This is a genomic window from Flavobacterium hungaricum (assembly GCF_015182285.1).
Taxonomy (GTDB): Bacteria; Bacteroidota; Bacteroidia; order Flavobacteriales; family Flavobacteriaceae; genus Flavobacterium; species Flavobacterium hungaricum.
Window position 1 is genome coordinate 101,735 of record NZ_PRDM01000008.1, and the last position, 21,200, is coordinate 122,934.

Consider the following 21,200-nt stretch of genomic DNA (forward strand, 5'->3'; position numbering starts at 1 on the left):
ACACAATTTGTAAAATTAGCAGCAGTTGGAAGTTTTAAGTATTCAGTTCTATTCGTTTAGAAAAAAGGAACACTCAAATCGGAATACTGTTACTTTAAAAATGAACCCGACAACTCTAAAAATAATAACTGAATTATTTAATTTAAAAACTACTTCATTTGAACGAAAGAATAATCGAACTAGTAGATATTGCACCAAAAGAGTTTTGGGGCGCGCAGGACAGCCATCTTGAAATTATTAAAAAGTATTACCCGAAGCTTAAAATTGTAGCGCGAGGGACAACTTTGAAAGCGTTTGGCGAAAAAGAAGTTTTAGACGAATTCGAAAAAAGATTTCAGCGATTAATGCTTCATTTTACACGTTATAATAATATAGATGATAATGTAATCGAACGTGTAATCATGAGTGACGGCCAAGAAGAGAAGAGAGGTTATGATCATGACAAAATCTTAGTTCACGGCGTTGGCGGCAAGATCATAAAAGCGATGACTCCTAATCAGCAATTGCTGGTTGATACAATTAAGAAAAACGATATGGTATTTGCCATTGGTCCAGCTGGAACAGGAAAAACCTATACGGGAGTTGCGATGGCGGTTAAAATGCTGAAGGATAAAGAAGTGAAAAGAATCATTCTGACGCGTCCAGCGGTAGAAGCCGGTGAAAATCTTGGGTTTCTTCCGGGAGATATGAAAGAAAAACTGGATCCGTACATGCAGCCGCTTTATGATGCCTTACGTGATATGCTGCCCAACGAAAAACTCGAAGATTATATTTTAAAAGGAATTATTCAGATTGCGCCTTTAGCATTTATGCGCGGCCGTACACTTGATAACGCCTTTGTAATCTTGGATGAAGCTCAAAATACTACTCATTCGCAGATGAAAATGTTTTTGACGCGTATGGGTAAAAACGCCAAATTTATGATTACGGGAGATCCTGGTCAGGTCGATTTGCCAAGAAGAACTATTTCTGGTCTTAAAGAAGCGATTTTGGTGCTGAAAGATATTGACGGAATCGGAATTATTTATTTGGATGACAAAGATATTGTGCGCCACAGATTGGTTAAAAAGGTAATTGACGCTTATAAGCAGATTGAAAATCACGATTGATTTTTGAAGAATAATTTTGCCACAGATTAGAGAATTAGAAAGATTATATAAATCTGTAAAAATCCTTTTAATCTGTGGTTTAAAACATTTAATATTCGTTTTGTATATTTTAAATAATGATACAAAACGAATATTTTTTTAATAGAAAAAGAACTTTATGAAAATTAAGATTTTTTGTTTCGTATTTTTAGTCATTTTAATTTCTTGTAAAAAGAAAGAAATCGAAGAAAATGATTTTTATAAAAAACGAACCCAAGAAAAAAATGAACGTGTATTAGAAGCAATCGGGAAAAAATATTTTGAAAAGAACTGCTATGGATGCCATGCTGATAAAGGGGCAAAAGACAATCATTTAGAGAATGCAATTCAAAATGACAAATACAATTATCAGTTCCTTAAAAATTTTATTACAAAACAAGACAGTCTTTTAAAGAATAAAAATAAAGAAGCTTTGGCATTAAAAGATTGGAGTAATAATAATAGCTACGTACATAATTTTGAATTTAATGAAAGTGAAATTAAAGCAATTTTATATTATCTGAAAAAATGAAATTAAAATCCATCTATTTAATTTTAGGGATACTGTTCTTATTCATTTCATGTAATAAAAAACATGAAACTGAAACCGAAATTGAAAACAAATTTGTCAAAACTTGGTATGATACAGAATATATTATCCCAGGCAGATCAAAATTGATTATTAAAAAAGATAGTACATTTAATTACACTTCAGCAGGTTGTGATTGGAGATCATTTTCTAAAGGAAAATGGAAAATGTCTGGAGATTTTATTGAGTTAACAAGTACAAAAGTCGATACTTGTTATGTTGTTTTTCCTTTTTTAGATTGTGGTTTTTTTGATAGAAAAAATAAGGAAAGATTACTGACTATTCCTAATTGCGAACCAAAGGGAAACAGTGATTTTTGTTTTTTTAATAAAGAAAAATTTTACCTTAAAAATGATTCATTAGTTTGTAAAATTAAACCAGAATCAAAATGTCCTGACACTTTAAAAATTGTTTTTGCAAAAACACCTAAAATTCCAAAACATTATAATTAAGGGAATGATTATATTTATTTAAATCTATACTTTGCACTTACAGAATGTTCGAATTATAATAGCATATACATAATTTTATTTTTGATGGTAACTTGGTTGAAGCCATTTTATATTATTTAAAAATAAATTAAATATCAGAAAATGAAACAGCTGGATGATTTCTATTTAGATCAAGAAGAACCTGCAAAGGGAATATTTTTAGCATTAAAAGAAATTATTTTAAAACAAGATGCAAACATTACTAATACTCTAAAATACGGAATGCCTTTCTTTTGTTATAAAGGAAAAATGTTCTGCTATTTATGGATTCATAAAAAACACAAACAACCTTATATCGGTATTGTTGAAGGAAAACACTTTGATGAACCTTTTTTATTGCAGGAAGCACGTTCAAGAATGAAAATTATGTTGTTTGACCAGAATCAAGATTTGCCAGTAGAAAAAATTGAATATGTAGTTGCTAAAGCAATAGATTTATACAAAACTGGAATTATAAAAACCAAAACCAAGTGAAATTATTTATTTGATGAAATAGTTAAATAAATAATAAACTTAACGCATTTAGGGTTTTCAGATGTCTCAAACTTTGCTCTTCCGGGCTTAAATCCTTAAATTTGCTTCAATCACAAAATGATTGATTATTAATATGACAAAACTTAAAAATATAAAAGTAGTAGTAAGTGATCTTGACGGAACATTACTTAATACTGCACACAGAATATCAGACTATACCAAATCTATTTTTCAAGAACTTCATAATCAAGGTTATTTAATTGTTGTAGCCACAGGCCGCCATCATCTTGATGCCATGGCGATTATCGAAAAGCTTGAAATCCCCGTTTATTTAGTAAGTTCGAATGGAGCGAGAATTCATTCGCCAGAAAAAGAAGAACTTTTTGCCTTCAACTTAGACAGCGATGTGGTAAAAGCAGCTTTGAATGTAGAAATCGATCCAGAAATTACGGTGGTTTTATTTAAAGAAAATGTTTGGCAGACCAATAAATGGAATGAAAGATTGAATGCTTTTCAGGAGGAATTAAAATACCGCCCAGAATTGGTTGATTATAAAGCGCTGCAGGATTTTGGAGCGATTAAAATTTTCTTCTCTTGTCCAGATCACGAAAAATTAGTAAAACTGAAAGATGCTATTTTAGAAAATTCGTCTGAACATCTGCACCATGCTTTTAGTCTGCCGACTTGTTTAGAATTTATGGATAAATCGATCGATAAAGCCGTGGCAATTGAAAGAGTTTTGGAAAGAGCGGGACATACGTTGTCTGAAGCGGTTTCTTTTGGAGATGGTTTCAACGATGTTCAAATGCTTTCTGCTTCGGGAAAAGGCTTGATTATGGGAAATGCTCCAGCACTACTAAAAGAAACTTTACCGAACTTAGAAGTTATAAAAACAAATGCAGAAGACGGAGTAGCAAAATATATCGCATCAAAAATCTTGGATAAAGAATTTGCAAGCTGAGACAACGCATTTTGTAATTCTTTCTATTACAGATTGATTAAAAAAATATAATGGATTTCATAAGAGCTGATTATTTAATTAATCGGCTCTTTTTTTTTATTTGTTTTTCAAATACAAAAAAAAGCCATCTTTCTACTAATAAAATCAGCCTTCAGGTTTTTAAATAGTTTAATTGCAAAAAATATATTCAAAGTTTAGCATTTGTTAGAGAAAAAACATTTTTTTAATAATTTTCAAAGTGTATTTTTGTTTTTCAAATCTATTACCATGACAAAAAACATTTTTTTTCTTGCCTTTTTATTTCTTTATACAGCGGCTAACAGCCAAAGTTTAAAATTAGAAGAAATAATGAAAGGCGATTCTTTTATTGGAAATCAACCTGCAAACGGACGCTGGTCGCTAGACGGCAAAAAGGTTTATTTTGAATGGAATCCTACAGATGATTTCGGACCAAGTACCTACTCTTGGCAGAAAGGACAAGCAAAACCAGTGCTTGTAGAACCAAAAGAGGCCGCTTTTTCTAAACTTGATTTTAAGAGAAGACCTAATTCTGATGTGGTTTATTACATCGAAAAAGGTACTTTGTATTCCTATTCTATCAGCGGTAAAACCACAAAAAAGATCCTTCAGCAAAGCACTCCTGTGTCAAATCTGGTATTAGGAAGCAATGCAGAGAATTTATTTTTTGAACAAAATCAGAATGTTTTTAAATACAACGCAAAAGAAGGAACGATTCTGCAGATTACGAATTTGAGTAAAGGCGTTAAAAAAGAAACTAAACCAGAAAAAGAAACTTTTTTAAACACGCAGCAAAAAGAGCTGTTTCAGTTTATAAAAGATAAAGATGCCCGCAAAAAATGGTTTGATGCCAAAAATAAACTTGTAAAGTCTGATTTTGCCAAAGAATATCTTTATGGTAAAGATGACCTGAGAAGTCTGAGAGTGAATCCGAACGGGAATTACGTTACCTTTACTTTGATGGAAGCATCGGAAGGAAAGAAAGAAAAAATGGAAGTTTTTATTACCAGCGACGGTTACAACCAAAGTCCTGATACTAAAGAAAAAGTTTCGGTGAACAATTTCGTAAAAACACGTTTCGCAATTTATTCGGTTGCAAAAGATTCTGTTTATTTTGTTAATTTCTCGACTTTAAGCCACATTCAGGATACGCCGGAGTATTTCAAATTATATGATAATTTAAAAGACAAGCCGAAAGAAGATAAACTAATCATTGCGCAGGCACCTATTTATAATGAAAGCGGTTCTCTTGCAGTAGTTTCTATTAGAAGTCAAGACAATAAAGACCGTTGGATTGTAAGCTTAAATCTAGAAAAAGGAACTTTTGAAGAAATAGATCATCAGCATGACGAAGCTTGGATTGCGGGACCTGGAATTCCTTCATACTCATTTTCATCTGGAAATGTAGATTTTTTAGGAGACAACGAAACGGTTTATTTCCAGTCTGAAGCAACAGGTTATTCTCATTTATATACTTATAACTTTAAGACCAAAAAGAAAACGCAGCTTACAAAAGGAAATTGGGAAGTTCGCGATGTTACTTTATCAAAAGACAAAAAAATTTTCTATTTGTCTACCAATACGACACACCCAGGAAACAGAGATTTTTATAAACTATCTCCTGTTGAAGGAATTTTGCAGCCAATCTTGACTAAAGACGGTGCGCATGAAGTGGTGCTTTCGCCTGACGAAAAATCTTTATTAGTGCGTTATTCGTATAAAAATATTCCTTGGGATTTTTATATCGCAGAAAATAAAAAAGGCACTTCTTTACAGCAGATTTCGTCTTCAACAACAGACGCATTTAAAAAATACCAATGGAGAACTCCAGAAGTTATTACGTTTAAAGCGCAGGATGGAACTCCTGTAAATGCGAGAATTTATACCCCTAAAGCAGAAAATGCTAACAAAGCAGCCGTAATTTTTGTACACGGAGCAGGTTACCTGCAGAATGCTCATAATTTTTGGAGTAATTATCATAGAGAATACATGTTTCATAACCTGTTAACCGATTTGGGTTATACCGTTTTAGACATTGATTATAGAGGAAGCGACGGTTATGGAAGGGATTTTAGAACTGGAATTTATCGTTTTATGGGCGGAAAAGATCTTTCGGATCATTTAGACGGAAAAAAATATTTGGTTGAAAAATACGGAATTGATGCGGATAGAGTAGGAATCTATGGTGGTTCTTACGGTGGTTTTATCACTTTAATGGGAATGCTTACGGCTCCAGGCGAATTTAAATCGGGTGCAGCTTTGCGTTCTGTTACAGATTGGGCACATTACAACCACGGTTACACGGGCAATATCTTAAATTTTCCAGAAACAGATCCAGAAGCTTACAAGAAAAGTTCTCCGATATATTTTGCAGATAACTTAAAAGGAAATTTGGTAATGCTGCACGGAATGGTGGACGATAATGTTGAATATAAAGATATTGTACGTTTATCACAACGTTTCATCGAATTGGAAAAGAAAAACTGGAGTTTAGCTTCTTTCCCTGTTGAGTCTCACGGATTTAAAGAAACATATTCTTGGATTGATGAATACAGCAGAATTTTGAATTTATTTAATTCGACGCTTTTAAAATAATTTTTAATCAAAATTATGCAATAAGATGACTTTGTCAAAGTTTAAAACTTTGACAAAGTTTTTTGTTTTAAAACGATACTGAAAACTACAAATTAAAATTTCATTTTCATTACAAATAATCTAAATTTGCATTCATTAAAAACAACACAACAAAATCAAAATGAGCAATACTATTACAACTACAAATTTTAATTTCCCGAATCAGAAATCGGTTTACCGCGGAAAAGTTAGAGAAGTTTACAACATCAACGACGACCTTTTGGTAATGGTAGCAACCGACAGACTTTCGGCATTTGATGTAGTTTTGCCAAAGGGAATTCCGTACAAAGGACAGATCTTAAACCAGATCGCTACAAAATTTATGGAATTGACTCAGGATATTGTTCCAAATTGGTTGATTGCCACACCAGATCCAAACGTTGCTGTTGGGCATTTATGCGAACCGTTTAAAGTTGAAATGGTAATTCGCGGTTATCTTTCCGGCCACGCAGCACGCGAATATGCAGCAGGTAGAAAACAAATCTGCGGTGTTGCAATGGCAGAAGGCCTAAAGGAAAATGACAAATTTCCGGAACCAATTATTACGCCGACTACAAAAGCAGATAATGGTTCTCATGATGAAGATATTTCTCGTGAAGACATTTTAGCAAAAGGAATCGTTTCTGAAGAAGATTATTTAGTTTTAGAAAAATATACTCGTGCTTTATTTCAAAGAGGAACTGAAATTGCCGCTCAAAGAGGATTAATCTTAGTAGATACAAAATACGAATTCGGAAAAACTAAAGACGGTGTTATTGTATTGATTGATGAAATTCACACTCCCGATTCTTCTCGTTATTTTTATGCCGAAGGATACGCAGAAAGACAAGCAAAAGGCGAGGAGCAAAAACAATTGTCAAAAGAATTTGTACGCCGCTGGTTAATCGAAAACGGTTTTCAAGGTCAGGAGGGACAGCAGATTCCAGAAATGACAGACGCTTATATCGAATCTGTTTCTGAAAGATATATTGAATTATACGAAAACATTCTTGGCGAAAAATTCGTAAAAGCAGAGATTGATAATATTGACCAGCGCATTGAGAAAAATGTTTTAGATTATTTGAAGAGTCTCTAAATGCAGCTTACTAAGAAAAAAGGCTGTATCATTATTCTTGTTGGATTCATTTTGTTTTTCGTAATGATGTGTTCAACAGGTATTGCGATGTTTAAGTTTGCATTAAAAGAAGGCGGAGAACAAAATAAAAGAGATTCTTTAAGAAAAAAAGAAGAATTAAGATTTGATAATCTGCCGGTTATAAAAGCAGCACTTGTAGATACCAACCGAATAAAAACTCCTTTTTCTAAAAAAGAAGCCAATGTTTGTTTCATGAATTTTGGAATTACCACCCTGCATCACAGGAGCAGACGAGGTAAAAATGATATTTCGGACAGAAGGTATTATGTTACCGAATACGCGACAGAATTTACCTTGTTTAAAAATCGAGAAATAAAACTGCTGATAAATGGTAAGGAATATGTCTTGAAATCAAAAAGAATAATTCTTACAGATGTTAACTACGCTAGGGAAAAAAGAAGAGCAGGAAACATTGGCAGTATTTTTTCGACCAAAGAAAAGTATGATGAAGTTCTTTTTTTAGAAGGTCATGAAAAATATCGTGAAGAATATAAAATTACGAAAGAGCAGCTAGATGAATATCTAAAAGAACTAAATGTGTTTTGTTCCTTTAGAGATGAATATGACATGATTAACTGTTATTATTTTTCCAGATTTGATAGCAAGAATACACCAAATGACTGTGATTTGTTTATTGAAAATTATCATTTAAAAGAAATTGTTTACAATGTTGGAGATACTATTTCTTTTAAAGGAAAAATCGTAAACAACGAAGTGGTGCCGCTTTATTAATTACTATGATAAAATACATCTAGGGATTGATAAAAAGATACCAAATTTCTTTATGACTAAATAGTATTTTTCGGGTTTAAAAAACAAACTATTTTAAACCATGAATTTAATAAAAGATATAAAACCTGCCCTCCTGATAGTATTACTGTCAGCAGGGCATTTTCTTTTTGCGCAAATTGATAAAAAAGCGACAAAGGAAACGAAGACGTTATACGAGAATTTAAAAATAATCTCTAAAAAACAGATTCTTTTTGGACATCAGCATGCATTAGAATACGGTCACGGCTGGTCTAATGAGCCAGACAAATCAGATGTAAAACTGGTAACAGGTTCTCATCCTGCTGTTGTAGGGATTGATTTTAGTGATTTTTCTGGACGATCAAAAGAACAGATTGAAAAAGCAAAAGAAAATTTGCGTCAGAATGTAATCAGTACTTACGAACGAGGCGGCATTACAACAGTTTCATGGCATTTTAATAATCCAGCTTCTGAAGGCGGATTTTATTATAAGGAAGGAATTTCGACTGCTTCAATGGCTTTAATTAAACCTGGCGGATCTCATCACGAGCAGTATAAAGAAATTCTAAAAACGATTGCCGATTTTGCACATTCGGTAAAAGCAAAAGACGGAACATTATCTCCGATGATTTTCAGGCCTTTTCACGAGTTTGACGGTGGTTGGTTCTGGTGGGGGAAACCTTATACTTCTCGTGAAGATTTTATTGCTGTCTGGCAGTTTACCGTTTCTTATTTAAAAGATACTTTGGGAGTACATAATTTTATTTATGCTTTTTCGCCAGACAATCAATTTGCTGATGCAAAAGAATATTTAGAACGTTATCCGGGTGATCGTTATGTTGATATGCTCGGAATGGATGATTATGGCGATTTTGGACGAGACGGAAAATACGATTTTGAAGCAGGGCTGAAAAAGCTTAAAATTTTTTCGGATCTGGCTGTAAAAAAGAAAAAATTAGCGGCATTTACGGAGACTGGTTTAGAATCCATTCCAAATCCAAAATGGTGGACAGAAGTTTTATTAAAGACTTTAAAATCTGAAAAATTACAATTGTGTTATGTCTTAGTCTGGCGAAATGACATTACCAGTCCGACACATTATTACGCACCTTTTCCCGGACAAGTTAGTGAAGCCGATTTTATTCGGTTTTATAATGATCCTTTTACATGGTTTGAAAATGATATAAAAGACATTTATAGACAAAAGATGAAAAAACTTGAAAAAATTAGATAAATAAATGAATTATTGAGAGGCAAAATGTTCATTTTTGTTCACTCAAATCGTCCGAAAAATAAACAAATAAGAGACAATATTTTGTAAGAATGAAAGTTTATTCTTTCTTTTTAAAATATTTTTAATTTTGTTAATATTAACAATTTACCGCTGTTTCGATCGCATTTTTTTGCATTTAATATAAATTTTCTGCCTTTTGTAGAAATGTTTTTAACGTAGCGTTAAAACACTTCATTATTGCTTTTTTCAGATACTATAATTTGAAAATTTAAAAATCAAATATTTTACGATAATCTACAATATCGGTACATTTGCAATATGTTTTATAAAGAATTACGATTTAATTCTGTTAATTATTTACAATTCCTTAATAATGAATTAATAATTGTCTGATCGATTATTATCTAAATAGACCATTATTAGGTATAATTAATCGCGTAGTTGATATAAAACACTTGATAATTAATATTTTAACAAATAAAGTCATTATGAAAAATTCAATTATTTACTTAGGATTGGCATTAGTTGCCTTTGCAAATGTTTCGACAGCTTCAACTCAAAAAATTGCAGTTGCAAATGAAACTTCAAATTCAGTTGTTTTCGACGGAACGCCTCTAGTTACTGCTGTACAGAAAGGCGATATTGAAGTGATTAAAAAATTTATTGAATACGGAGTAAATGTAAACGAAAGATCAGGAGATATGTCTCCATTAATGATGGCTGCACGTTATAATAAAGTTGAAATTATTAAATTATTACTTGCTGCTGGTGCAAATGTATCAGATAAAAATGATAAAGATTTTACAGCTTTAAAATATGCTGAATTATCTAAAGCAACAGAAGCTATCGCAATTTTAAAAGATTTGAAATAATATTTTAAACTATTTGTTTATAGATTGAATCCCTTTCAAATAATCAGCTGGATTATTTGAAAGGGATTTTTTTTAAACAAGTATATATAGTCGCTTTAATTTTCTAAAGAGCATTCTTTTACTATTTAATTATGAAATAAATCTAATAGGTTATTTCCAATTCTCTTCAATTATTTTTTTTCGTCTTAAAAGTTTCTTTTGTTTTAATAGTCTGTTGTGAAGTCCTTATTTCTCGCTGATTTTAAAATGCTTTAAAGTCTTTTAAAACAAACAGTTTCAATAAAACTAAATTTTATTTTCTGCTTTTTATTATTTTTTTTCTGAAAAAGTGTAACATTTTGACTTTTTAGTAGTCTATTATATCAGAACTAAGAATTCGACAACATTTAGTTTTAGATTTTTATAAATCTTTAAGGACATGTTAAGAAATAGTTAAAACAAGGTACTTTGTATTGCATAATAGTAAAAATGATTTACCTTTACCAAGAAATTAAAAATCATCAATCAATCATTTAACAATCAATCATTATGAAAAAATCAGTAATTTATTTAGGAGTAGCTTTAGCAGCATTTGGAAATGTGGCAATGGCATCAAATCAAGGAACTTTAGTGGTAAAACCAAGAATCGAAGTTTCGAACTTTTTCTCTTCACCATTGCATGTTGCAGTGAGTAAAGGCGATGTAGAAGTGGTGAAAAAATTTATCGCTTATGGAGCAGATGTTAATGAGACATCAGAAGACATGACTCCATTAATGATCGCTGCACGTTACAATAAAGTTGAGATTATCAAAGTTTTATTAGAGAATGGTGCACGTCCAAGCGATAAAAATGATAAAGGTTTTACAGCTTTAAAATATGCGCAATTATCAAACGCAAATGAAGCTGTTGCAGCTTTGAAAGATCTTAAATAAAATTTTAAAAAGTTTTGAGTTAGTAAACGGCCTTCTTGAGCAAAGGCCGTTTTTTTATGCCTAAATTTCAGGAGTAATATAATCCAGAGCGAATTTTTTTTAATAGAATATCTTGATATACAGTTTGGAAAAGATATTTCTCCACAATTTAGTCTTGATCTGATCCTGCAGACCAGGGTGAATTGTAATCAAAAAAGCACCATTATTTCTAATGATGCCTTTCCTTTTTTTAAACCCAACAATTTGATTTAAAACTAAAAAAAAAAATATTACTCAATTGGTACATGTTTCTTTCTATTGAAAACCCAGAACAAAATCGGGAAAACAAGTAAGGTAAGCACCGTAGCTGTCATCAGTCCGCCGATAATTACAATTGCAAGCGGTTTTTGAGATTCTGAACCAATTCCTGTAGAAATCGCAGCAGGCAGTAATCCTATCGAAGCCATTAAAGCAGTCATCACAACAGCTCTTGTTCTGGCTTTTACTCCCATGAAAATGGATTCTTCGAGCGTAAACTTGGCCTTGAGATTATGATGAAACTCCGATATCAGAATTACACCGTTTTGAATACAAATTCCTAAAAGGGCAATAAATCCAACTCCTGCGGAGATTCCAAAATTCATTCCCGTAATGTGCAGTGCGATGATACCGCCGATAATTGCAAAAGGAACATTGGCTAAAACCAAAAGAGAATCTTTAAAGTTTCCGAATAAAATAAATAAAAGAACAAAAATCCCAATTAAACTGATCGGTACAACCTGAGCCAGACGAGCACTAGCCCGTACTTGGTTTTCAAATTCGCCGGTCCATCCCGTTGTGTAACCCGCCGGAAGTTTTAATTTATTAACTTTTGACTGCGCTTCTGCAATGGTACTTCCTAAATCTCGATCACGAACAGAAAATTTTACCCCGATAAAACGTTTCGTGTTGTCTCTATAGATAAATGCTGGTCCTGTAATGGTTTTAATATCACAGATTTCTTTTAAAGGAATTTTGATACCGTTGATTGTAGGCACTTTAATTTCGGCCAAATCTTTTTCGTCTTTTCGGTATTCTTTTTCAAAACGAACTCTTACATCAAATTTTTTCTCATCTTCATACTTTTCTGTTGCCGTTTTTCCGCCAAAAGCAAGTTCTAAAACTGCCTGTGCATCGCTTAATGTTACGCCGTAAGCCGCCATTTTTTCTCGGTCCAGAATTACGCTGATTTCTGGCTGTCCGACATTTCTAAGAATTCCAGCGTCTTTAATACCAGGAATATCTTTTATTTCTGCATAAACTTTGTTGGCAAGTTCATCAAGTTTATTCAAATCATCGCCATAAATTTTTACCGCATTAGAAGCTTTAAAACCAGCAACAGACTCAGCTACGTTGTCAATTACAGGCTGCGAATAGTTGTAATTAATCCCTTGGTGAACTTTCAGTTTGTTATCCATTTCGTTAATCAATTCATCCATAGAAATATTGCGTTTCCACTCTGCTTTTGGTTTTAAGTCAACTTGCAGCTGTATAAAACCAAATCCGTTCGGGTCCGTTCCGTCGTTGCTTCGTCCTGTTTGCGATAACACATTTTTAACCTCTGGAAAAGTTTCTAGATCTTTACGAATCATTGCCGCAGTTTTGACACTTTCAGGAAGCGATGTACTCATTGGTAATTCTGCAGTTACCCATAAAGCTCCTTCATTTAATTGTGGTAAAAATTCGGTTCCTAAGAAACCTGCCGAAAAGAAAATAGCTCCTAATAATGCTGCAGAAGCAGTTAAAGTCTGCACTTTGTGCTTAAAAGTCCAAGTAAAACCGGCTGTTACAATTCTATCCCAGAAATTAACAAACGGATTGTTTTTCTCTTTAACATTTTTATTCAATAAAATATGAGAAAGAACAGGGACTAAAGTCAGAGTAAAAATTAAAGCTCCAAGCAGCGCAAAACCAAGTGTAAAGGCTAGGGGAGAGAACATTTTTCCTTCTACCTTCTGGAATGAGAAAATAGGAAGTAAGGCTGTAATGATAATCAGTTTAGAAAAGAAAATAGCTTTACCCATTTCTGTTCCTGTTTTCTTGATCAAACTGCCTTTTGCAATTTTATTGAATTTTTCCATTCCCAATTGATGCGCTCGATGATCTAAGACTACAAACAATCCTTCGACCATCACAACGGCGCCATCAATAATAATTCCGAAATCGACCGCACCTAAACTCAATAAGTTGGCACTCATGCCCATCATTTTAAGACATAGGAAGGCAAATAATAATGAAAGCGGAATTACGATAGAAACGGTAAAAGTGGTTCGCCAGTCTGCCATAAACAAAAATACAACACAGGTTACCAGAATGATCCCTTCAAATAAATTGTGCATTACCGTCTCGGTCGTAAAATTCATCAAATTATCACGATCGTAAAAAGTTTCAATTTTAATGTCTTTTGGCAGAACATTTTCATTTAGATCTTTTATTTTGGCTTTAATCAATGCAAGAGTTTCCTGCGGATTTTCGCCTTTACGCATCACCACAATTCCTTCAACAGCATCATCATTATTTCCGAGTCCAGTTTGACCCACTCTCGGCATGGAGCTTTCATAAACCGAAGCTAAATTTTTAACCAAAATCGGATTTCCGCCAGCATCGTCTACAATAATATTTCCGATATCTTCTTTAGTCTGTAATAAACCAACACCCCTTACAACAAACGCTTGGCCATTTTTCTCAATTACATCACCGCCGACATTTAAGTTTCCGGCATTTACGGCGTTGTACACTTGCAGAGGCGTAATATTATATTTAGCCAGTTTTATGGGATCAACTCCAACTTCGTAAGTTTTTGTCTGACCTCCAAAGACATTTAAATCTGCTACACCAGGAAGCGAGCGAAGTTGTTTATCGATCACCCAGTTTTGGTAGGTCAATAATTCTCGACTGTCCCTGCTGTTACTTTTTACAATATACCTAAAGATTTCTCCTGTTGGCCCGTAAGGCGGTTGTACATCTGGTTCGACTTCATCTGGAAGCGAAACATTTTTCAATAAATTGTTTACTTGAAAACGAGCAAAAGTATCATCTACACCATCGTCAAAGATAATTTTGATTACAGACAAACCAAACATGGTAATACTGCGGACACTGGTCTTTTTCTGAACAGAGTTCATAGAAATTTCGATCGGAGAAGTTACAAAGCGTTCTACCTCTTCGGCGCTCTTTCCGTTCCATTGTGTGATAATAATAATCTGAGTATTTGTAACGTCTGGAAAGGCGTCAATAGGCATGTTTTTGAAAGATATAAATCCAGCCACCGCCAATAATCCAACCCAAAAGAAGGTAAATGCTTTATTCTTAAGAGAAAAAGCAATAATATTTTTTATGAATTTGTTCATGTCTTAATTGTTTAAAGCACCGTAAATAAACAACTGATTGTTGGTGATTACTTTTTCGTTTTCTTTCAATCCGCTTGAGATGTAAGTAACATCTCCGACAACTCTGTAAACTTCAACCTGTCTGGTTTCGATGTTGTTACGATCTTTAAAAACCACAACAAAATTTTTGCTTTTATCAAATACAATGGCTTTGCTAGGTACGGCTATCATCGATTTGTCTTCATTGAATGATAATTTGATATTAGCATTCATATCAGGTTTAAGCATATAATCCGGATTTTTTAATTTAATCCTCGCCTGCATTGCTTTAGTTTCGGGATCAATAACATTATAGATCTTATCTACTTTACCGTTAAAAACTTTATCAGGATAACTCAGGGTAGTTACAGCGGCAGAAGTCCCTAGTTTTACTTTATTAATATCAATTTCATTAATATTGGCCATTGCCCAGACTTCGCTGATTTCAGCAATGTCAAAAATATTTTCAGATCGGTCATTTCGCAAAAGCATATCTTGATTAATACTCTTTTGAATAATAAAACCGCTTATTGGTGCCGTAACTTCATAAATAGAACCCGCTTTGATGTTATAAATTTTATAAGTTTCTTGTACTTTACTTAATTGAGACTGAGCTTTGTTTACTTCAGATTTTGCCTGAAGGACATCGCTTTCAGAATTTAATTTTCCATCAAATAATTCCTGAGCTACTTTCAGATTGTTTTTGGCTACTAATAAATCACTTTTCGCATCGATAGATTGTTTCTCAAAATCGGCAACATCGGTACTTTTGATGGTTGCCAGAACTTGGCCTTTTTTTACATAGTCTCCCAATTCAACATTTACTTTCATCACATTACCGCCTACAAGCGGGTAAACATCAATCATTTTATTATTATCAGCAGTAATTTTTCCGTAAAATGACAGTTCATTTTTTACAGGCACTGTTTGAGCAGCCGTAGTTGTAGTGGTTTTCAGCATGTCGTTACTCAAAACAAAAGAAGTATTGGTTTCTGGATTTTCAACTTCTTTTTTGCAGCTTGCCAGAGATAAACTTACAACTGCAATTCCTATGATTAATTTATGTTTCATTTTTTTCGTTTTTAAAATAAATCTTTGTTGATGGTACTATTTAATTCTTCGCCTGCTAATACTACTTTTTTCTTTAATTCGTTTACCTGAATTATTGCCTGATTGTAACTTTCCATAAAATCGGTAAATTCTAAAAGGCTGACATTTCGTTTCTGAAAATTGGTCAGCATTCCATTATAAACGGCTTCAAAATCAGAGTTTACAGTTGGTTTTATCACACTGTAATTCTGGCGTGATTCGTCCCATTTTGTCCAAGCCGAAGTAATTTCGGTTTGCAGTTGCAATTCAAAATTTTGTTTTTCTATTTTAGACTGCTCCAAAACGGTTTGTGCATATTTGATGTTTCCTTTATTTTTGTTCCAAAGTGGCAGCGGAATCCCAAGGGTTAAATTTGCTTCGTTATTAAAAGCACCGCTTCGCTGATCGTAAGTTGCACCAACAGTGATATCTGGAACAGAAAGTGATTTTTGCCATTTTACATTTAAGGCATTAGCATCTATTTCTTTTTGTTTTGCTAAAAAATCTGGACGGTTTGCAAGCGCTTCGGTTTCTAAATTTTTTAAATCAAAGCTCATTGTTTTCAGATACTTATTAAACTCTTCTTTTGTAACTACAGGAACAACAGTTTCGGTTTCATTCAATAAAAGTTTTAGATTAGCTTGTTCTTCAATATTGTCATTTACAACTTCCATTCGCTCATTTTTAAAGTTAAGATACAAGGATTGCAGACGTACAACATCTTTTAAAGGAATGTTTCCCTTTTGAGCCTGAGCTGAATAAGAATTGATCAAAGATTCAATATGTACCAATTGTTGGTCCGTTGTTTCTAAGTTTTTTGTGTTGTAATAAACCGTGTAAAAACTTTTACGAAGTTGTAATTTCAGCGTTCTTAACAAATCATTGAACTGTAATTCTGCCAATTGTTCATTGGTCTGAGCCAGTTTTACTTCGTTCCTTTTTTTACCGCCTAGGTAGATTAACTGCTCAATTCCAAAAACTTTCTGACCATCTTTACCAATGTCAAAATATTTATTTCGCTCTGGATTATAAGCATTTAGTTCAGCTGTAATATTTGGGTTATCCCAAATTCGAGCTTGCATCGTTGTCGCTTTAGAAGCATCAATATTGTATTGTGAGGCAAGTAAAAAGAGATTCTTTTTTAAGAATTGGCTTTCACAGTCTTGAAGAGTAACTGTTTTCTGAGCCATGCCTATTTGATTGAAGAACACAAATAGTACTAATGCATATAGTTTTTTCATTGTATCAAATTTATTTTGTACAAAGATGCTATCGGCAGACTTTAAGACACCTTAAAAACTACCTTAAAAATACCTTAAAATAAATTATTTACGGAAAACAACACGAAACAAATTCATGTTACTATTTGTTATTGAGTAAGTTATGCTTGAGTTGTGCAGGTTTAATATACGATTTACAATACGCAGTCCAAGTCCAAAACCCATTGTGCCTTTTGAATTTTCCCCACGCATAAAAGGTCGAAAAAGATTTTTTTGTTCAAGATCACTCAATGTTTTTCCCGAATTAGATACAGAAATACAAAGCTGATCCTCTTCCATGCTAATCTTAACTATAGCCTGTTTATTATCAGAGTAGGTATAAGCATTTTTTAAAATATTAGAAACGGCAATTTCCAAAAGACTTTTATTACCGCTGATTTCTAATGCAGTATCAAGATTATCAGATTCTTCAATCTCAAAATGAATGATGAAATCTGGAAAATTTTTATTTATTTTTTCGATAGCAGAAAACAGAATCTCGTCCATTCTGTGTAATTCAAGATCATCTGTTTTCCGAGTATCAATTTTAGATAAAATTAAAAGAGAATTAATCAACTCACTCAAATTATTGACATCTGAGAGGATCGTATTTAAGAAAGATTTACTTTTTGAAGTACTTTCTGGGTCATTAATTGTATTTTCTATCTGAGATGTAATACGAGAAAGAGGAGTACGTAATTCATGAGAAGCATGTGCTGTAAACTCCTTTTGTTTTTGATATGAGATTTCAATTCTATCCATCATAAAATTGAACTCATCCGCTATTAAATCTATTTCATTTTTGGTGCTTTTAGATTCAATTCGAGTATCAAGATTATTCTCATTTATATTTTTAATTTTTTGATGGAAAGCATCAAGTGGATTCAGTGCTTTTTTTATCGTAAAAGACGTTAAAAGCCAGCATATTGTCGTAAAAAAGATGTACGAAATGATCAACGTATATCTCAAGAATAATAATTTTTTCTTACCATAATCATCAGTTGCAGAGATTAAAGCATAAAAATCTTTATCATTAGTGTCATAAAAAACACCATAAACCTCGTAATCGCCCTGTTGTTTGAAAAAAGTCTTATTCTTCTTTAAATACTTTAAATCGTCAACCGACCAGTTTATTTTGGCGTCATCTATACTGCTGTAAATCAGTTTGTAATTAGAATCAAAAACCAGCGTTTTCTCATCATACAGCTTATTGATAGAATTTTGATCAATTATTTTTAAAAGCTGATTATCAATTTGTTTAACATTAACCAAAAGCTTAATATTGGATAAAGCCTTAATTTCTAATCGATCACGAAATTCTTCTTTTCGATAATTAGAGTATAAAACGAATATAACAGTAGATGCTAAACCAAAAAGTATGGTAAACAGCAGACTAACCAAAAGTGATATCCGATTTTTTAATGTCATTCTTTATCGCTTAAATAATATCCGTATCCAACTTTGGTACGAATAACTTTTGTTTCGTGGTCTTTATCAATTTTTTTTCTCAAAAAATTAATGTAGACCTCGATCGTATTCTGATTTGTTTCAATATGATAATCCCAAAGTTTTTCGGCTATAAATTGTTTCGAAAGAACCTTTCCTTTAGCATGCGCTAAAATTAAGATGAGTTTAAACTCTTTAGGAGTGAGTTTTATTTCTTCACCAGATCTAAAGACCTTCATTTCTTCTTCAAATATTTCCAGATCATGTATAAGCATTTTATTTTCGATCTGCTGCGGGACTTCCTTTCTTCTTAAAAGTGACTGAACTCTTGCGAATAATTCCTCAAAATGAAAAGGCTTTACCAAATAATCGTCGGCTCCCTTATCAAATGAAGCAAGTTTATCATCAATTTCGCTAAAAGCCGTTAACATAATGATGGGTGTTTTTTTATCCACATCACGAATTCCCTTGCAAACTTCAATTCCATTGATTCCAGGAACATTAATGTCCAAAATGATTAAATCATATTCGTACGGAAAATATTTTTTAAGCAGTAAAGAACCATCATAAAATGGAAAACATTCAAACTCTTTTGAAGTAAAAAATGTTGAGATTTCTTTAGACAGCGTAAAATCGTCTTCAAGTAATAATATTTTCATACAGTCTTTATAAATTGTAAATCCGATTTAATAAATAAATCGGATTTATATGGAATTGAAATCTTATTTAAAATAAGAAAAAGTTTCGTTATTTTCAATTTTCAACAACGATTCGTAAATCAATTGAATTACGTTCTCAACATCTTCTCTATGAACCATTTCTACAGTAGTGTGCATATAACGCAAAGGAAGTGAAATCAACGCCGAAGGCACGCCGCCGTTGCTGTAAGCAAAAGCATCGGTATCTGTTCCTGTAGATCTTGAAGTTGCATGACGCTGAAAAGGAATATTATTAGCTTCAGCCGTCTCAACAATCATATCACGCAGATTATTTTGTACAGCCGGCGAATATGCTATAACTGGACCTTTACCCATTTTAAGGTCACCTTCAACTTTTTTATCGATCATTGGAGTTGTAGTATCATGGCAGACATCAGTAACAATTGCAACATTAGGTTTAATTCTATGAGCAATCATCTCAGCGCCTCGTAAGCCAATTTCTTCCTGAACAGAGTTTACAATGTACAAACCAAACGGAAGTTTTTTATTGTTTTCCTGTAATAAACGCGCAACTTCAGCAATCATAAAACCACCCATTCTGTTATCAATCGCACGGCAGACAAATTTGTTCTCGTTCAAAATCATAAATTCATCTGGATACGTAATTACACAGCCAACATGAACCCCTAGAGCTTCAACTTGTTCTTTATTTTCACAACCTAAATCAATAAAAATGTTTGTGGTTTTAGGAACCTCTTCTTTGTCACGAAGTCTGGTGTGAATTGCCGGCCAGCCAAAAACGCCCTTTACAATTCCTTTTTTAGTATGAATGTGAACACGTTTTGAAGGAGCAATCTGATGATCAGAACCTCCGTTTCTAATTACATATAGCAATCCGTCTTCTGTTATATAATTAACGTACCACGAGATTTCATCAGCATGACCTTCGATCACTACTTTATAAGGAGCATCAGGATTAATTACTCCGACAGCAGTTCCATAAGTATCAGTAATAAAAGTATCCACATAGGGCTTTAAATAATTCATCCAAAGTTTTTGTCCTTCACTTTCGTAACCAGTAGGAGAGGCGTTATTAAGGTAGCTTTCCAAGAAAGCAAGTGATGTATCTTTTAAGATAGATTTAGTGCTCATAAAAATATTTTTTTGCTAAATTATAAATTTGGTATTAGAGTTGTATATAAATATATAATTTTACATTTAAATTATGATTCAATGAGATTTACCAGTTTCCTTTTGTTTTTTATATTGATTTCACTTCAAAGCCATGCACAAGTTACTCCAAAAGAGAACCAGCAGATGGGATACATATTAACCGAGCAAGATTCTATTTTAGGTGATACGATTCAATTGCCCGAAATAATTATTTCAAAAGAAAAATTGGATCCCGAAACACAGAAACAGTTTTTGATTCTTCAAAACCGCGTTTACAAAGTATATCCGTATGCAAAATTAGCAGCAGAACGCTTAACAGCTTTAAATAACGGAATGGCGCGTTTAAAAACAAATCGCGAAAAGAAAAAGTATTTTAAGATTGTTGAAGATTATCTGAATAACGAATTTGAAGAAAGACTTAAAAAACTGTCCCGTAAACAAGGTCAAATTTTGGTAAAGCTCATCCACAGACAAACCGGAATCACCACTTATGAACTTATTAAAAACCTAAAGAGCGGTTTCAAAGCATTTGTTTCTAATACAACAGCCAATTTGTTCGACATAAGTCTAAAAACAGAATACAAACCTTATGATGTAAACGAAGACTATTTAATAGAAACAATTCTTGTTCGTGCATTTGAATCCGGACGTTTAGTAAATCAAAAATCAGCCAATCCAGTTAATTATACCGATTTGGCGCTTAAATGGGAACAAAGGGCAGAAGAACTAAAAAAGAATTAAACTTTATATTGTGTACCTATATATAATAGGTATACAAACCGACAGGTTTTCAGAACGCACTGGATTCTTTTTCCACTATAATATATAAGAGTAATTTCACGACTAACAACCCGACAGGTTTAGAAACCTGTCGGGTTTCTTTTTGCTGTTCTATATATAAGTGTAAAATCATTTCTCTGAATAATCCTTTCTGTTTTTAATTCGGTATTTCAGGAATTTGGAGCTGTTACCTGCTTTCCGCTGTATCTTT

The 21,200-nt window shown here is 32.9% G+C and carries 18 protein-coding genes; 12 read left to right on the top strand and 6 right to left on the bottom strand.

What is annotated here, in order from left to right:
- The first annotated feature begins 158 nt into the window (after nt 1-158).
- From C4F50_RS25445 to C4F50_RS25495, 11 genes are all read left to right on the top strand, one after another.
- Entirely contained in the window at nt 159-1,109 is a 951-nt protein-coding gene (locus C4F50_RS25445) for a PhoH family protein (RefSeq protein ID WP_194141447.1), read from the top strand.
- A 157-nt stretch (nt 1,110-1,266) separates the two neighbouring features.
- Nucleotides 1,267-1,659 carry a c-type cytochrome gene (locus C4F50_RS25450; protein ID WP_194141448.1) on the top strand — a complete coding sequence of 131 codons (393 nt, stop codon included), beginning with the start codon at nt 1,267-1,269 and terminating at the stop codon, nt 1,657-1,659.
- Complete coding sequence (locus C4F50_RS25455) at nt 1,656-2,168, top strand: hypothetical protein (RefSeq protein ID WP_194141449.1); 513 nt, start codon at nt 1,656-1,658, stop codon at nt 2,166-2,168. Before C4F50_RS25450 ends, C4F50_RS25455 begins: the two co-directional genes overlap by 4 nt.
- Before the next feature lie 141 nt (nt 2,169-2,309).
- The gene (locus C4F50_RS25460) at nt 2,310-2,681 is read left to right on the top strand and encodes a DUF1801 domain-containing protein (RefSeq protein WP_194141450.1); all 372 of its coding nucleotides are present in this window, start codon (nt 2,310-2,312) and stop codon (nt 2,679-2,681) included.
- Between the two features lie 133 nt (nt 2,682-2,814).
- On the top strand, nt 2,815-3,642 hold the full coding sequence (locus C4F50_RS25465; protein WP_194141451.1) for a Cof-type HAD-IIB family hydrolase: 828 nt from the start codon (nt 2,815-2,817) through the stop codon (nt 3,640-3,642).
- A 267-nt stretch (nt 3,643-3,909) separates the two neighbouring features.
- Nucleotides 3,910-6,255, top strand: a complete 2,346-nt coding sequence (locus C4F50_RS25470) for a S9 family peptidase (protein ID WP_194141452.1) — start codon at nt 3,910-3,912, stop codon at nt 6,253-6,255.
- Nucleotides 6,256-6,415: 160 nt separating this feature from the next.
- Nucleotides 6,416-7,369, top strand: a complete 954-nt coding sequence (locus C4F50_RS25475) for a phosphoribosylaminoimidazolesuccinocarboxamide synthase (protein ID WP_194141453.1) — start codon at nt 6,416-6,418, stop codon at nt 7,367-7,369.
- Nucleotides 7,370-8,161 carry a hypothetical protein gene (locus tag C4F50_RS25480; RefSeq protein WP_194141454.1) on the top strand — a complete coding sequence of 264 codons (792 nt, stop codon included), beginning with the start codon at nt 7,370-7,372 and terminating at the stop codon, nt 8,159-8,161.
- A 100-nt stretch (nt 8,162-8,261) separates the two neighbouring features.
- Nucleotides 8,262-9,413 (top strand): glycoside hydrolase family 26 protein, encoded by a 1,152-nt coding sequence (locus C4F50_RS25485; protein ID WP_194141455.1) that lies wholly within the window; start codon nt 8,262-8,264, stop codon nt 9,411-9,413.
- Between the two features lie 488 nt (nt 9,414-9,901).
- Nucleotides 9,902-10,285 carry an ankyrin repeat domain-containing protein gene (locus C4F50_RS25490; protein ID WP_194141456.1) on the top strand — a complete coding sequence of 128 codons (384 nt, stop codon included), beginning with the start codon at nt 9,902-9,904 and terminating at the stop codon, nt 10,283-10,285.
- Between the two features lie 528 nt (nt 10,286-10,813).
- Complete coding sequence (locus C4F50_RS25495) at nt 10,814-11,197, top strand: ankyrin repeat domain-containing protein (RefSeq protein ID WP_194141457.1); 384 nt, start codon at nt 10,814-10,816, stop codon at nt 11,195-11,197.
- Between the two features lie 269 nt (nt 11,198-11,466).
- Here C4F50_RS25495 and C4F50_RS25500 read toward each other — a convergent pair whose 3' ends face one another.
- The 6 genes from C4F50_RS25500 to C4F50_RS25525 form a co-directional block, all read right to left on the bottom strand.
- On the bottom strand, nt 11,467-14,565 hold the full coding sequence (locus C4F50_RS25500) for an efflux RND transporter permease subunit (RefSeq protein WP_194141458.1): 3,099 nt from the start codon (nt 14,563-14,565) through the stop codon (nt 11,467-11,469).
- A gap of 3 nt (nt 14,566-14,568) precedes the next feature.
- Complete coding sequence (locus C4F50_RS25505) at nt 14,569-15,654, bottom strand: efflux RND transporter periplasmic adaptor subunit (protein WP_194141459.1); 1,086 nt, start codon at nt 15,652-15,654, stop codon at nt 14,569-14,571.
- An 11-nt stretch (nt 15,655-15,665) separates the two neighbouring features.
- Nucleotides 15,666-16,913 carry a TolC family protein gene (locus tag C4F50_RS25510; RefSeq protein WP_194141460.1) on the bottom strand — a complete coding sequence of 416 codons (1,248 nt, stop codon included), beginning with the start codon at nt 16,911-16,913 and terminating at the stop codon, nt 15,666-15,668.
- An 84-nt stretch (nt 16,914-16,997) separates the two neighbouring features.
- The gene (locus tag C4F50_RS25515; protein WP_194141461.1) at nt 16,998-18,359 is read right to left on the bottom strand and encodes a sensor histidine kinase; all 1,362 of its coding nucleotides are present in this window, start codon (nt 18,357-18,359) and stop codon (nt 16,998-17,000) included.
- Nucleotides 18,356-19,036 (bottom strand): response regulator transcription factor, encoded by a 681-nt coding sequence (locus C4F50_RS25520; RefSeq protein WP_194141462.1) that lies wholly within the window; start codon nt 19,034-19,036, stop codon nt 18,356-18,358. The genes C4F50_RS25515 and C4F50_RS25520 overlap by 4 nt, the downstream gene beginning before the upstream one ends.
- A gap of 63 nt (nt 19,037-19,099) precedes the next feature.
- Nucleotides 19,100-20,188 carry a M42 family metallopeptidase gene (locus tag C4F50_RS25525; RefSeq protein ID WP_194141463.1) on the bottom strand — a complete coding sequence of 363 codons (1,089 nt, stop codon included), beginning with the start codon at nt 20,186-20,188 and terminating at the stop codon, nt 19,100-19,102.
- Between the two features lie 81 nt (nt 20,189-20,269).
- On the opposite strand from C4F50_RS25525, the gene C4F50_RS25530 reads away from it, so the two are divergent.
- The gene (locus tag C4F50_RS25530) at nt 20,270-20,950 is read left to right on the top strand and encodes a DUF4294 domain-containing protein (RefSeq protein WP_194141464.1); all 681 of its coding nucleotides are present in this window, start codon (nt 20,270-20,272) and stop codon (nt 20,948-20,950) included.
- Nucleotides 20,951-21,200: the final 250 nt, after the last annotated feature.

Bases quoted from the DNA above. Each gene is read 5' to 3' on its own strand.
- C4F50_RS25485 (WP_194141455.1), top strand. From the start codon at position 8,262: ATGAATTTAATAAAAGATATAAAACCTGCCCTCCTGATAGTATTACTG.
- C4F50_RS25530 (WP_194141464.1), top strand. From the start codon at position 20,270: ATGAGATTTACCAGTTTCCTTTTGTTTTTTATATTGATTTCACTTCAA.
- C4F50_RS25470 (WP_194141452.1), top strand. From the start codon at position 3,910: ATGACAAAAAACATTTTTTTTCTTGCCTTTTTATTTCTTTATACAGCG.
- C4F50_RS25465 (WP_194141451.1), top strand. From the start codon at position 2,815: ATGACAAAACTTAAAAATATAAAAGTAGTAGTAAGTGATCTTGACGGA.
- C4F50_RS25510 (WP_194141460.1), bottom strand. From the start codon at position 16,913: ATGAAAAAACTATATGCATTAGTACTATTTGTGTTCTTCAATCAAATA.
- C4F50_RS25475 (WP_194141453.1), top strand. From the start codon at position 6,416: ATGAGCAATACTATTACAACTACAAATTTTAATTTCCCGAATCAGAAA.
- C4F50_RS25495 (WP_194141457.1), top strand. From the start codon at position 10,814: ATGAAAAAATCAGTAATTTATTTAGGAGTAGCTTTAGCAGCATTTGGA.
- C4F50_RS25525 (WP_194141463.1), bottom strand. From the start codon at position 20,188: ATGAGCACTAAATCTATCTTAAAAGATACATCACTTGCTTTCTTGGAA.
- C4F50_RS25520 (WP_194141462.1), bottom strand. From the start codon at position 19,036: ATGAAAATATTATTACTTGAAGACGATTTTACGCTGTCTAAAGAAATC.
- C4F50_RS25505 (WP_194141459.1), bottom strand. From the start codon at position 15,654: ATGAAACATAAATTAATCATAGGAATTGCAGTTGTAAGTTTATCTCTG.
- C4F50_RS25490 (WP_194141456.1), top strand. From the start codon at position 9,902: ATGAAAAATTCAATTATTTACTTAGGATTGGCATTAGTTGCCTTTGCA.
- C4F50_RS25500 (WP_194141458.1), bottom strand. From the start codon at position 14,565: ATGAACAAATTCATAAAAAATATTATTGCTTTTTCTCTTAAGAATAAA.
- C4F50_RS25480 (WP_194141454.1), top strand. From the start codon at position 7,370: ATGCAGCTTACTAAGAAAAAAGGCTGTATCATTATTCTTGTTGGATTC.
- C4F50_RS25460 (WP_194141450.1), top strand. From the start codon at position 2,310: ATGAAACAGCTGGATGATTTCTATTTAGATCAAGAAGAACCTGCAAAG.
- C4F50_RS25450 (WP_194141448.1), top strand. From the start codon at position 1,267: ATGAAAATTAAGATTTTTTGTTTCGTATTTTTAGTCATTTTAATTTCT.
- C4F50_RS25455 (WP_194141449.1), top strand. From the start codon at position 1,656: ATGAAATTAAAATCCATCTATTTAATTTTAGGGATACTGTTCTTATTC.
- C4F50_RS25515 (WP_194141461.1), bottom strand. From the start codon at position 18,359: ATGACATTAAAAAATCGGATATCACTTTTGGTTAGTCTGCTGTTTACC.